Source organism: Cerasicoccus frondis (assembly GCA_031296915.1).
In the GTDB taxonomy this organism is placed as follows: Bacteria; Verrucomicrobiota; Verrucomicrobiia; order Opitutales; family Cerasicoccaceae; genus Cerasicoccus; species Cerasicoccus frondis.
In genome coordinates this window covers 148,050-161,745 of record JAVDPC010000002.1, presented here as the reverse complement: position 1 = coordinate 161,745, position 13,696 = coordinate 148,050, and the positions used below count along the sequence as shown (strand labels likewise).

Annotated in this window: 8 protein-coding genes; 4 read left to right on the top strand and 4 right to left on the bottom strand. The window is 57.5% G+C overall.

Features of this window, described 5'->3' with window-relative positions; translation table 11 throughout:
• Positions 1-869: 869 nt before the first annotated feature.
• The gene (locus tag RBB63_RS02110) at positions 870-3,707 is read left to right on the top strand and encodes a PA14 domain-containing protein (RefSeq protein ID WP_309380619.1); all 2,838 of its coding nucleotides are present in this window, start codon (positions 870-872) and stop codon (positions 3,705-3,707) included.
• Between the two features lie 7 nt (positions 3,708-3,714).
• On the opposite strand, the gene RBB63_RS02105 is transcribed toward RBB63_RS02110, so the two are convergent.
• Positions 3,715-4,575, bottom strand: coding sequence for a hypothetical protein (locus RBB63_RS02105; RefSeq protein WP_309380617.1), 861 nt, complete (start codon positions 4,573-4,575; stop codon positions 3,715-3,717).
• Positions 4,575-6,818 carry a right-handed parallel beta-helix repeat-containing protein gene (locus RBB63_RS02100; RefSeq protein WP_309380615.1) on the bottom strand — a complete coding sequence of 748 codons (2,244 nt, stop codon included), beginning with the start codon at positions 6,816-6,818 and terminating at the stop codon, positions 4,575-4,577. Before RBB63_RS02100 ends, RBB63_RS02105 begins: the two co-directional genes overlap by 1 nt.
• A 252-nt stretch (positions 6,819-7,070) precedes the next feature.
• On the opposite strand from RBB63_RS02100, the gene RBB63_RS02095 reads away from it, so the two are divergent.
• Together RBB63_RS02095 and RBB63_RS02090 are read left to right on the top strand one after the other, a co-directional pair.
• A complete protein-coding gene (locus tag RBB63_RS02095) occupies positions 7,071-8,066 on the top strand; it encodes an MDR family NADPH-dependent oxidoreductase (RefSeq protein ID WP_309380613.1) in 996 nt (331 codons plus the stop codon).
• Between the two features lie 167 nt (positions 8,067-8,233).
• Complete coding sequence (locus RBB63_RS02090; RefSeq protein ID WP_309380611.1) at positions 8,234-10,741, top strand: DEAD/DEAH box helicase; 2,508 nt, start codon at positions 8,234-8,236, stop codon at positions 10,739-10,741.
• A 27-nt stretch (positions 10,742-10,768) separates the two neighbouring features.
• Here the strand turns inward: RBB63_RS02090 and cls are convergent, their stop codons facing one another.
• Both cls and RBB63_RS02080 read right to left on the bottom strand, forming a co-directional pair.
• Positions 10,769-12,232 carry a cardiolipin synthase gene (gene cls / locus RBB63_RS02085; RefSeq protein WP_309380609.1) on the bottom strand — a complete coding sequence of 488 codons (1,464 nt, stop codon included), beginning with the start codon at positions 12,230-12,232 and terminating at the stop codon, positions 10,769-10,771.
• 69 nt (positions 12,233-12,301) lie between these two features.
• The gene (locus RBB63_RS02080; protein ID WP_309380607.1) at positions 12,302-13,084 is read right to left on the bottom strand and encodes a DUF429 domain-containing protein; all 783 of its coding nucleotides are present in this window, start codon (positions 13,082-13,084) and stop codon (positions 12,302-12,304) included.
• A 64-nt stretch (positions 13,085-13,148) separates the two neighbouring features.
• On the opposite strand from RBB63_RS02080, the gene purE reads away from it, so the two are divergent.
• Positions 13,149-13,655 carry a 5-(carboxyamino)imidazole ribonucleotide mutase gene (gene purE, locus RBB63_RS02075; RefSeq protein ID WP_309380892.1) on the top strand — a complete coding sequence of 169 codons (507 nt, stop codon included), beginning with the start codon at positions 13,149-13,151 and terminating at the stop codon, positions 13,653-13,655.
• The last annotated feature ends 41 nt before the right edge of the window (positions 13,656-13,696 follow it).

Genomic DNA, 13,696 nt, shown 5'->3' with positions numbered 1-13,696 from the left:
TACTGATTTTGGACCGCCGCGCTTTCGTGTCAAAGGGCATTGCTTAGGGCGTTTGAAGAATTCTGCCGTGCTGTCTGATCAGGTCGTGGTCGTGTTGCGCTGGTTCAGCCAAAGGTGGAGCCTGCTGTCCCTAGCAGGCTTATTTCAGATATCTGGTTGGCGGTGAGGCAATGCTAGGCCCGGTCGGGACACCGGGCTCCACCCATAGTGAGTGGCTCGTTTTCCAAACTAACCAGAAGTTGCTTGGAGCCATTACCCTATCCGCCGGGTGTCGAAGCGACTTCTTTGCGCCCTCATTTTTGAGGGTGGCTGTCCGCTTTTGTTCTATCCCAAAAGCCTACTAAGCGTTTTCCAAAACAACCGGTGCTTTGTCTGACCAACAACCGAGGCTATGTTAGGGCAACAACCGGTGCTATGTTGCACCAACAACCGAGCGGTTGTTGTGCTAACATAGCGTAAGGCTTTTTCAAAACAACCGAGTAGGCTTTTGCACAACATAGCATAAGGCTTTTTGAAAAAGACCGGGTCGGCTTTTCGGAAACGGAGGCTGGGTTGCGCGTAGCGGTTGTCGGCTGCTGTTAACTTGTTGCGTGGTCGTGGGGGCGGGGGAGAAGGCTCGGGGATGGTAAAAATTCGTTTTATTTTAATGCTTCACCATATAATCTCTTTACGGCCATTGACGGTAATGGGAGTATCCTACGAGGTCTTGCGCCGAGGTTGGCATCCTGCATCGCGCCAGCCAAGGCGTTGGCCTTGCTTCCTCCTGCCTGCTTGTCCCCCGACTCTGCTGCCAGCAGAGTAAAACATAATCCTAGTTCAGTCTCATGACGGCGCGTTCTTTATCCTCACGGTTTTATAGCCTACTTTTAATGTCTTTCTTGGGCGCTGCTGCCGTCAAGGCAGCTTCGTTTGCGGCGGTCGAAAAGGACACCATCGGCAATCGGCACGGTTACTACGAATACCTGCCGACTGCGTATCATGAAAACCCGACGGAGAATTTTCCAGTGGTTATGTTTTTCCACGGCCTCGGCGAGACAGGCGATGGCTATTTGGCGGAGGAGGGGGAAGGCACGAGCGGGCACCTTCAGCGAGTGCTGGGGCATGGTCCACCACGCATCGTGAAAGACGGCTCGACGCATAAGTTCCGCGACCTCTTCGACGAAAACGACGTCATGGTTCTGGCGCCGCAGCACACCACTTGGTGGAATGCACGCGAGATTCGCCTGTTTTTAGATTTCGCCGTGGAAACTTACCGCATCGATCCGCGGCGAATTTACGTGACTGGCCTCAGCGCCGGTTGCGCTGGCATTCAGGACTTTATTAACAACGATGCGGATTCCGACCAGGTGACGGCCTATGTGGTCTGCGCGATGCGTGGGAAGGTCGAGACTGGACTGGGTGATTACCTGGGAACGCGATCGCCTTACTGGGCGCTGACGGCGGTAAACGCTTCGGCCAACGAGCGTGGGCTGGCAGAAGATTCAGCAACGAATCTCGCGTCTTACTTGATGGGTTCGACCGCGCCCAATATCCGCACCGGCTACCCAGGCACATCGACGGTCAACACCGTTTACTTTGACGCGGTGGCGGAGAATTGGGTGTGGCAAAGTGGCGTGCCCGAAAACCTTGATCGCAATATCAAGGTCACGCTTTACACGGGCAGCGACCACAACAGCTACACGCGCACTTATGATGAAGCCAGCGTATACGCCTGGATGTTCGCGCAGCAGAAGCCAACCATCGTCATCGATTCGCCCGTGACGGAGGAGGACCTTGTGCCGCTGGGGACGGAGCTCACCTTCACCGGGACGGCGGAGGATGCTGATGGCGTTGCCATCGATGCCAACACGTTGGAGTGGCATAGCGATATCGACGGTTTACTCGGCGTTGGCCCTAGCATCACCACCGCGGGTTTGACGGTTGGCGCGCATGTGATCAGCGCGGCGACGACAGATTCATATTATCGCTACGGCCAGGGCGTCACCACGGTGAACGTCATCAACAGCGGGTCCTACACTATCGAAGTGGATTTTGGTTACTCGACTGCGACCACGCCTGACTGGAATAATATTTACGACGAGGACGCCGGCGACACCAACAGCTATGTTGAAAACGCGATCAACACCGATGGCGATCCGACTGGCGTGCGCGTGGAAATATCCGACAGCTTTTATGGCGCCCAGGCAGGCGTGGCGACGGATACGCTTTACCCGACTACGGTGCAGCAGGACGCCTTTTATGTGCGCGAAGGCGATGACTATGGCGCGGTCCTGATTAGCGGATTGAACCCGGACCAAACCTACGATTTTACGCTGTTTGCCTCCCGCAGCTCCAGTGGCGTGCGCCGGGCGCTTTACACGATTCATGGTCAGACCGCGACGTTGGAGGCGGCCTACAATACGGACCAAGTCGCGGTCATCGATGGCGTTTCGCCGAATGCCTCCGGGGAGATTCTGGTCGAAGTCGAGCGGGACAACCACACCGGCTTGGCATACCTGGGGGCCATGGTGATGACGGCCAATGTCGAGATCCCCAATGCGGCGCCTGTGGTGGATGCTGGCACGAACGCGAGTGTCCCCTTGGAAAGCGATAGCACGGCGGTGATCGATCTGTTCGGTGAGATTACCGACGATGGCCAAAGCGCTTCGCTAACCATTGCCTGGACGGTGTTGGATCAACCCGCTGGAGCGAATGCCATCATCGCGGACGCTAGTTCTCCGGTGACGACACTCTCGGTGGATCAGCCCGGCGCCTATACCCTGCAATTGTCTGCGGACGATGAAGAATTTACGATTACCGACACCGTGGTGCTGACGGCCTTCTATCCGCCACTGCCTTATCAGACGATTTGGCGAAACTATTTTCCGCCCGAAATTCGCAACCAGGCTGCGCTGGCGAGCGGAGACGCGGACGCCGATCAGGATGGCATTGCGAACCTCGTCGAGATTGCGCTCGGCACGGACCCGACTCAATCCAGTCAGCGAAATTTCAGTCTCTGCCTTGAAGGCTACGAGAGCGGCCTCATCTTTCCGCGTGACCCCTCGCTGATCGATATGACTTATACCGTTTGGCGCAGCACCACGCTGGAGGCAGGTAGCTGGACGGCGCTCGCGCAAAGCGTGAATGGCGGCGCAATGGTCTCCCTCGTTGGCGACGCGGTCATGATTGCAGAGACGGGGCATGACCCGATCGAAGTCACGGTGTGCGAAGAGGGACTGACGGCGGATACCGGGCCGCGCTTTTACCGGCTGTCGTTCGATAGCAGCACGGATCTTTTTAGCAATGGCGTTGCCTACCAACTGTTTTCCGGCTCCTTTGCGAGCCTGCCAGATTTTAATGCGCTGAGTCCGGTTGAGAGTGGTGTGAAGAGCGACTTCAGCCTGACAAATGACGCTGGCCTCACGGCGGACTTTGCTCTGCGTTTTGAGGCGTCGCTTCTGGTCGAAACTGCTGGCGACTACACCTTTTACACCGATTCCAGTGATGGCAGTCGCTTATGGGTCGATGACGCCGTGGTCGTGGCAAACGATGGCGTGCATGGCGCGCAGGAAGTGTCCGGCGTGGCCACGTTGTCGGCGGGCTATCATCAGCTCGTCGTTGAGTTCTTCGATGCCGGCGGCGGGGCTTCGCTGACGGTTAGTTATGAAGGGCCAGGCGTTGCGAAGCAGGCGATCCCCAGCAGCGTTTTGCTGACTCCGTCAGAGTAGTGCGGTGCTAATCCGTGACCACATACACGCGGTAAAACTCGGGGTCGCCGTAGACTGGCAAGGTCGCCACGGTGGTGGTTTCAGTTGCGGTGTAGATTTGGTCTTCCAGAGAATATGAATCCTTGGGCGTTGCGGCGCGCGCAATGCGGTAGCGCACGCCCGGGAGGCTGCTCCACTCCAACGTCACCTGATTGTTGGCAGTGCTCATTTTGCGCACCATAAAGAATGACTCGCCGTTCTCGGGATCGGTGCCCGCCAGCGCTTCCTGTTGATTGGTCTGGCCGTCGTGGTCGGCGTCTTGCGCGCCGTCGGCAGTATCGTTGGGATTCAGCCCAAGATGAGTTTCTACTCCGTCCGGGATGCCATCGGCATCACTGTCGGGTTCGAGGCTGTCGGGCAGGCCATTGCCATCGAGATCCACTGCCCGGCGCATGCGAGAGAGGTTGATCCAGCCAGCGTTTTCAGCCCAGACGTATCCGGCGAAAATGCCTTCTTTGCTCATGCGTGGCATGTCGCTGTTGTCATCAAACTCGCCCCAGTTAATCCAACCAATATTCTCGGCCCAGGCATAGCCAGTGAAGCGCCCGGTGTCAGGGTCGCGATTGACGCCGATGTCGCCCTTGGTCTGGCTATAGGAAACACCATTCGCCGGGCCGTCGCCGCAGTTGATCAAGCCAATGTTTTCGCCCCACAAGTAGCCGGCTAAATAATTGCTGGTAGCGAGGAAGCTTTGCTCGGTCGCGCGGTCGCCCACCCAGCCGATGTTCTCGCCCCAAGCGGTGTCGGCCTGTGGGATAAGCGACACGCCCCAGGCGCCCGCGCTGCTGAGCAAACTAAGCCCGACGAAGCTGTAGCGTCGCCAGTTCATTACCAAGTTGATCCCACGTTAGCCCAAGGGTTTTCGGAAATGATTTTACCACGATCCACCGTGGTGGAGTCGCCGTCTTGCTCAATGATCGGGCCATAAAGTTGGGCTGATAAAGAGTCGCCCCCAATCGCTGGGCCGCCCGAAGTGATGATGTTGCCGGTAATGGTATTGCCAGATTCCTTGAGGTAGATGCCCAGTCCGCGAGCGGAAACGATCTGGTTGTTCACGATCTGATTATTGCTGTAGGTTTCAATGCCAGTGTTCACAGCATAGATCGTGTTTTGAGAGATGATGCTGGGTGTTTGGGTGTCGGCGTGTATGCCCACGCTCTCGGATTGAATGGAGTTGCCTTGGATGAGCCCGCCTCGTCCGCCCCCGAGTTGTATGCCCCATTCATACTCACTGATCGAGTTGTTCCGAATGATGGAGTAGGCATTGCTGTAGATACCGATTCCGCTATTATGAGTTCCGATCAACGTTGAATTTTGAATGACGACTTCATCAGCGTAAATGCCACTTTCAAAGCCCTGTATGTGGCAACGGTCCATGGTTAACTTGCCGTTAAAGTCGATCGCACTGTTGGAACCCTGCTCGCGAGGAAAGCCAATGATTTCGGTGTCGATCACCGCAAGCGCCCCATCGCCAGTGATGCCGACTTGGAGTTCTAAGAGTGAATGTCGAATTGTGGAATTATCCGGCATCTCGAGAAACCAATCAGTGACCGTAAACTCACAGTCAGAGATGTCCACTGGAGACTCTGGCGTATTATTGACAAAGAACTTCCCAAAGACCCCTTTAATGCCAGATAGGCGGTTTACGACATCATGCTCATTGTCGGAAATGGTCATGAAAATCGAATTTTCAGCATCGCTGTAAGCACAGTCCTCGATCCAAAACGGTTCAGTTGCCGTAAAGAGCACAGAGACGTTTCCCAGGAATTCTATGCCTTTGACTCGGCAGTAGCGGCTGAGAATGACGCCGGCCTCACAGTCCACTAGCTTTAGATTGTTTAATTGGCATTTTTCAAAAAATTCTAGCCCCTGGTCAAAGCCGGTGAAGCGTGAATCACTGATGGAGCAGTTTTCACCGACGCTTACCATTCCACCACCTTTCGTATAGAATATGCTATCCGCTACGTGAGCTTCATCATATATTTGTATCTCCAGGGAATCATAGCGTGAGGACGTAACTTGAGAACGGGTTATATTGCTATGGGGGGGGAGTAAAAAATGTTCAACTCCTTCGGCAATGAGTTGATCTGCAGTTAGCCTTGCATCCGAGTCCCAGTAGAACGGTTCGCCGAAATTGGTCAGGCGAACGTTGTCGATGCTGACTACGCTTTCTTTGCCATCATGCTGCAAGAAGTTCTGCAGCTTTTTATCGGATTGAAATGGTCCAGCTTCCAAGTTGCTTAAGTGGGTGTCGCCGTATGCAACAATCAGGCTGTGTCCATTATCATAGGCGCTGATGGATCCACCCGAAACGCTCAGCTTGCCACTTCCTTCGTAGAGAACATAGATGCCGTGAAAGTTGCAGTTAATCAGCTTAGTTTCGCAGTGATGATAATCGCGAATTGCGCTTTCGATATCCCTGCCCACGCAGTTCTGCAAGATTACTTTATTATAATCGTTTTGGATGCCTACGATTTGATCACAATCTGTAAATACGCAGTTATTAAGCAAGGTTACGGTTTCCTCGCCATTTACTTCGATTCCTGACTCTACAAAGCGGCAGTTATCCAATTTCAGCGACTTGGCTTCGGTAATGAATGTGGCGTCCGAAAAACTGCAGTCGTAGAATTCGTGGGTTCCGCCCTGAGCCAGGCTGACGCCGGTTGAAATAGCGAGCTTATCGAAGCGGACGTCGATGTAATGGCTGGTTTGGATGTTGTTGACGGCGCCATTTTCCACAGAAACATTTTGGACGTGAGCTCCCACCACGATCTCGACGCTATGGCTAAAGCCGCCCAGATCCAGCTTTACGTTACTCGCTGAGATGGTGACGACTCTACTGTCGGTATAAGGCCCGGTCAGGTAGTAGCTGCCGGACTCGTCGATTGTATCGTATTCGCCGGATGGATCAATCGGCGTGCGCGGCTCGATCTCATCCAGCGTCTTCATGGTGGATTCTGGCGCACCGGCGGGGGGCGTCAGGTTGCCGGCATTGACGGTGGTCAGTGTGATCGCGGTAGCGAATGCTGCGGCGCTGAAGCCATGCTGTAAAATCTTGGTTGGGGAAATCATGTGTAGTTGGAAGGATTCTGCGTTCAGGCTGCTGGCTTTATGGGAATTAAACAATATCAAAAAAAACTTGTTCCCAGAATGTTGCGCAGTCGGTGTCGTATGACCTCGTATGCTATCACGCTCGTTCCTGAACATCATTAGGGATCGGGATGTTCGGCCTGGTTGCCTTCTGATCATCAATAGCCGGGTTAATAGCTTGGGCAAAATCCATTTGGCTTTTGCTAATAGCTAAAATTCGGATTCAGTAGGCTTATGGAAATCAAAGCCCTGCGATATCACGAAAATGGTAAGCCCGCCGATGTGCTCCAGATGGACACCTTGGAAATTGGCCAGCCTGGGCCGGGAGAGGCGTTGGTCGCCTTGCGCGCGGCGGTGCTGCACCCGTCGGACCTCGGGATGATCGGCGGCAGCTATGGACGCCTGCGTGAACTGCCGGCAGTGGCCGGTCGGGAAGGTGTTGGTGAAGTCCTGGCTGTGGGTGAGGGCGTGAAGCGGCTCAGCGCTGGCGACCGCGTCAAAATGCCCGACGAAAGCGTGTTGGTGGACGCCGTTTGCGCAGATGCGGATACGTTTGAAAAGGCCCCGGCAGATCTCCCCGTCGAGCAGGCCTGCATGGCGTTTATCAACCCGCCGACAGCTTACCGCATTCTCAAAGACTTTATCGACTTGAAGCCCGGCGACTGGATTATCCAAAACGCCGCGAACTCTGCGGTTGGGCAATGCGCGATCGGCTTGGCCAAACACCTGGGCCTGCACTCGATCAATCTCGTGCGCGACGTAGCCAAGTGGGAAGGTCCGCTGAAGGAATTAGGCGCGGATGTGGTGCTGGCCGATGGCGATGACTTCTTCAAACAGTTTGGTTCTGCGGCTGGTGGCGCAAAGCCACGACTCGGCCTCAATTCGATTGGTGGTGAAAGCGTCATCAAGATGATTCGTTGCATGGCCGAGAGCGGCGTCGTGGTGACCTTCGGCGGCATGGTGGGCGATAAAGTGCGGTTCCCCACGCGCAACTTGATCTTCGATGACGTCTGTTTGCGTGGATTCTGGATGGACCGCTGGGCGCGCAACGCCTCGGCTGACGAGCGTGGCGCCATGCAGCACGAGATCCACGAACTCATGCGCAAAGGCGTGTTCAAGATGAGCGTCGCGGAGAAATTCTCTTTGGCTGACGGTAAGGCCGCGTTCGCTGCAGCGGAGGCGGGTAGCCGCGATGGCAAGGTAATCGTCACTGGCGATTTCTCGCTGTGAGGATCAATAACAGGTGGCGAAGATCGTCTCGATCCGCACTGTCAGTTGGACGGACTGATCTGGGAAGGCTGTAGAGTGCGTTTGTCCGAGTTTCACAGCGTTTTAAACAGCGGCGTTTCGCGCATTAAGTATTGGCATCGTCACAAAGTTTGGCATCCAAGCAATAGATGACCCAAGGCCCGACGTTGCAGAGCATTGAGATTTCACCGGACGGGGCGCCACTGCGTTGGCGCCTGCTGCTGCCACCGAATCTACCGCAGTGCGCGCCGAAGGACCGCATTCCGGTCAAGCTGGAGGCTGAGGTCGATGGGGAGATCTTCCCGCCGGAGCGTTTGCCCAAGCAGGCGTATTGGCCGGAGCCGCCACACATCCTTGCCGCCATGCTGATCGAGAGTTGGACGAGTGGCAAGGCGCCCAGCATGATGCAACTCACGCGCGATCAACTGAGCCAGCTCCTGCAACCGCTGACCGGTGAAGACGCGGCGTTTTCATTTCGCAACCCCAAGGCGCCGCTGCCCTGGGTCGATGGTAAATTGCCCGACGTGCACCCGCACATCATGGTGGAGGCCAAGGCGCCGCCGCCTAAGCCGCAAACGCCTAAGCCACAACCGACCTTAACCAAGTCCAAACGCCGCCGCGAAATGGAGCGCGACCTCTCGCCGATGGAGGTCGATGGGTCGACGAATTACCTGGCGATCACGCTGCCTTCGCGTGAAAGCATCATCTACGAAGAAGCGTTGGAATTGCTCAAGAGCCACAGCTTCAAGCTTGAGCCCAGCAACCGCAAATGGTGGCTGCGCGACCGGCACAAGACGCTGCAATTTTTAGCTGAGCACTGGGACCGCCTCAAACATCATTACCGCGCGAAGTTCACGCCCAACTTCAACAAATACACGAAGAAGCTGAAGCCGCTGGAAGCGCGCGTGCACCTGCGGCAGGATGGCGATGACTTCATTGCGGACGCCGAGCTCGCGGCGCCGGGCATCGAGTCGGGGCAAATCGCGCAGGCGCTGAACAAGGGGCAGCCTTACCTGGAAACGCACAAGGGCGTGTTCCTGCTCGACCACGGCAAGCTCAACACCATGCAAGAAGCGCAGCGTCGCTTGACCGGCAACGCTGACCGCCTCGTGACTCCTCGTGTGACGAAGCGCATCTCGCGTGAGGAGGCTGCTGCCGTCAATGCGCAGCTCGAAGCGCTGGACCTCGCCATCGAAGCGCCCGAGGAATGGAAGCGCCGCAGTGGCGCGCTGAGCGATCTCACCGCCCTGCAAGCGCCCCCCGCGAACGAGGCGCTGATGAAGATACTGCGTCCTTATCAGGCGATTGGCGCGGCGTGGCTCTGGCATCTTTATACCAATGAGTTGGGCGGCATCCTCGCGGACGAGATGGGCTTGGGTAAAACGGTCCAAGCCCTGACGCTTCTCTCTGCGATACAAAGTGAAACCGGGCAACCGTGCTTGGTCGTTTGCCCGGCGGGTCTCGTCGAGAACTGGCGCCGTGAAGCACGCAAGTTTGCTCCGGAGATGAAGGTCTTTGCGCACCATCGCAACGAGCGCTTACACAGCGCGGAGCACGCCAGCGAGTTCGGCCTCGTCATCACGTCGTATAATACCTTGGCGCGCGACACGGACCTCTTTCATGCCGCGCCGTTTGCCGTGGTCGTGGGTGACGAAGCCCAGCACGTGAAGAACCGTCAAACGCAAAACGCCAAGGCCCTGCGCGGATTGCAGGCGCGCCGCCGCTTCTTGCTAACCGGCACGCCGGTGGAGAACTCGCTCGATGACCTTGCCGCGCTGTTTGAATTCGTGCTGCCGGGCTATGTGCAGCCGCCGCCGGCGGGCGCTTCGCGTGAAGAAAAAGAGTGGCATGCTGCGCGTATTCGTGATCGCGCGGCGCCATACATTTTGCGTCGCTCCAAGAAAGAAGTGGCGCCGGAACTGCCCGAGAAGATCGAGCAGGTCTTCTACTGCGAATTCAATGATGCTCAAGAAGCTTTGTATCGCAAAGTTGAAGAGACAGCGCGTCGCGAAGTTTTTGAGCTTGAGATGGCGAACGCCTCCGAGGGCAAGCTGCGCGTGGCGGCCTTTAAGCAACTCTTGCGCATGCGCCAGGCGTGTATCGACCCACGCCTGGTGGACAAGGAAGCCGAGGAGGCCATTGCTTCGACCAAGCTCGACGCCTTCCGCGAAATCCTGGAAGAGTCGCTCGATGGCGATCACCGCATGCTGGTGTTCTCTCAGTTTACGGCCGCGCTCGCGCTGCTGAAGGAAGAGCTGGAAGCGCAGAAAATTCCGTATCTCTACATCGACGGGCAGACGAAGAACCGCGCCGCGCTGTGTGAGCAGTTTAACGAAGACGACGAGATTCCGGTGTTCCTGATCTCGCTCAAGGCCGGCGGCACGGGCTTGAATCTAACGGGCGCCGACACGGTCGTGCATTACGATCCGTGGTGGAACCCGGCCGTCGAAGCTCAGGCGACGGACCGTGCGCACCGCATTGGCCAGACGCGCACCGTGACGAGCTACAAGCTGATCGTAGCCAACTCCGTGGAAGAGCGCGTGCTTTCGATGCAGCGTGAAAAGGCAGCCTTGCTCAAAGACCTCTTCGAAGCCAGCGAGGCCGCCAACTCGAAGATCGGCTTTGCCGACATGAAGGCGCTCATGGGTGATGATTGACTTTGCGATGCAAAGTAGCTTTGCAACTCAGAGTAACGGGCTGGCCAGGCGGACGATGTTTTCCAGGATGCGTTCGCGGTTGGGGCGCTGTGACCAATCTTCGCGGCAGAGTTCGTCGCTTTGTTCGATGTATTGGCGCTGTAGGTAGCAGAGGTGGTCGCAGAAGGCGTGGTTGTAGACGAAGAGTGTGACTTCGTGGTTGAGCCACACGCTGCGCATGTCGAAGTTAACCGAGCCTACCAGACAGAATTCTTTGTCCACGGAAATGGTCTTGGCGTGCAGGAGGCCTGCTTTGAAACGCATGATGCGCACGCCTGCTTTCAGCAGGCTGTCGTAGTGCGAGCGTGAGGCATAGCGAACGAGCCAGGAGTCGTTGCGGGCGGGCAGGATCACGGTCACTTTCACGCCGCGGGCGGCGGCGGTGCGCAGGGCGGTGTGCAGCGCATCATCAGGCACGAAATACGGCGTGGTGATCGTCAACTCTTCGCGCGCGCTGTAGATCGTGGTGAGCAGCAACTGGTAAATGGCGTCCGGGTAAAAACCGGGGCCCGACGGAACGACTTGCACCATTGCAGGACCGTCGGCTGCCTGGCGTTTGACGCCGGGGTCTTCGTTGACATCGACCTGGCGGCCTTCGGTTTCCACATCCCAATCAGCGAGGAACGTCGTCGCCAGCACTTCGACGGCGGGGCCTTGCACGCGGACCATGAGGTCGACCCATTGGCCGACGCCGGCGTCCTGTTTAAAGAAGCGCGCATCGACCAAATTGAGGCTGCCGGTGTAGGCGATGCGACCGTCGACAATGACGATCTTGCGGTGCAGACGCAGGTCCTGCCGACGGAACGCTGCGCGCAGTATGCCTGCGGGCAGTGCTTCCACAATTTTGATGCCCGCCTTGCGCGCGCGCTTGCAATTAGCGGAAGCCAGGAAGTGCTTGCTGCCCACGGAGTCCAGGAGCAGGCGGCAGGCTACGCCGCGCTCTTTCGCTTTGATCACGGCTTCGAGCACCTCGTCGGCCACGCCGCCATTGTGCCAGATGTAGAACTCCATGTAGAGCGCTTCTTCGGCGCGGTTGATGTCCTCAATGATTGCGCGGAGTACGCCTTCGCAGTCGTCGAGTATTTCCAGCCGATTGCCGGGCAGGGTGGGCGTGCCTTCCGTTTTGGCGGCCAGTCGATCGAGGTATTTGGCGGCGTCAGGCGCGTGATCCCAATTGACTTGATACCCTTCGGCGAGTGACTGGATCCACTGCTTGTAAGGGTTGATGAGTTCGCGGATGCGGCGTTCGCGACGTTTGCCCAGCCGCATTTCGCCGAGGATTAGGTAAAGCCCAACGCCAAAATACGGCACGAGCAGCATGACGCTGACCCAGGCGAGCGTGGCGCCGATGTTGCGCCGCTTCATGATGACGCGAAAGCTGAACGCCAGCGAGAGCACCCAATGAATAAAGATGGGTGAGAACAACCAAAAGCCTTCGTTTTCTTGCGTCACGTCACTGGTTATAGCGCAACGGCTTTTGATTTAAAGGCAAATACGCCGCCTTGCTTGATGCGTCGCGGTCTACTGGCGGGTTGCTGGCGCCCGTGTAAAACCGAAGGGTGCGCGGGTGGCGCTTTCCGTTTCCCATCCGTAGACGCCGACGACGATTTCCATGGGCAGGCCAACGGCGTCGCTGGGCGGATCCGCCGGGATGGGGCGAAGTTTGCGGGCGGAGCGCGCCATGATGGCGAGCGCCATGGCGTCGAGAATGTCGTCGCGCGCCACGTCTTTGCGTTGCGTGGCGTCGAGTGCGTAGTTGTAGAGATCGCGGGCGTGCGGGTAATGGCGCTGCAGCACTTTGAGTCGGCCTTGCTGGCCGGCTTTTTGCTTTTTGGAAATTTGGAGCGCCTTACGGTTGTTCATCGAGGCGAAGGCGAGCTCGGGATGCGCTTCGCGGAGGCGTCCCACGTAGTCGCGATGGCGGCGAAGCACGCCGTCGAGCTCTTTGATTTTAGGCGCGATATTGAAGCTTTGCCGGCTGATCTTTTTGCCGATGATGGTCTCGCTGAGCGCGCAGGCGTCTTCGTAAAAACTGGTGTCGAGGGCGCGTCGTGGGGGTGGGCTGAACACGCGGGAGCTCATGCCTTTGCCGAGGAGTTTACGGGCGATGGCGTCGCATTCGCGGGTTGGCTGCAGGGCGTCGGGGAGGCCGATGGGCATATCGATCAGCATGACGTCGCACGTCGGGTGCATGATGAGGGCCCGGTAGACGGTGTCGAACAGGCCGATTGAGCCATTGCCGTTGTCGTCAATTTCGACAGCGATCCAGCCTCCCTTACAGCCATCTATGCCCAATGTGTGCATCCTGGAATTGACGTGCGGCGCGCCCGTGCGTTGGATGGCTGGAGGTAAAATTAATTTTCACGTCATGGCAACACCTAGTAACTCTACTCCGACTGTCGGCGTCATCATGGGCAGTAATTCCGATTGGGAAACGATGCGCCATGCGGCGGAAACCCTCACTGAGCTCGACGTTCCCTTCGAGAAGTTGATCGTCAGCGCGCACCGCACGCCGGACCGCATGGTCGACTACGCGCGCAGCGCGGAAGGGCGCGGCATCCAGGTGATCATTGCCGGAGCGGGCGGCGCGGCGCATTTGCCCGGGATGACGGCGGCGCTCACGCATTTGCCGGTGCTCGGCGTGCCGGTGCAGTCCAGGGCCTTGAGTGGCGTGGACTCCCTGCTTTCCATCGTGCAGATGCCGGCTGGCATTCCAACGCCGACATTGGCCATTGGCCGGGCGGGGGCGATCAATGCGGCGCTTTCGGCGGCGGCGATTCTCGCCCTGGCGGATCGAAAACTTCGGGACCGTCTCGTCGCCTACCGCGAGGGCCTCAAGGCCAAGGTCGAAGCCATGGAGCTGCCGGACGCGTAGGCTGCATCCAATCTCTACCCCACCTGACTCCGCCAATCTAG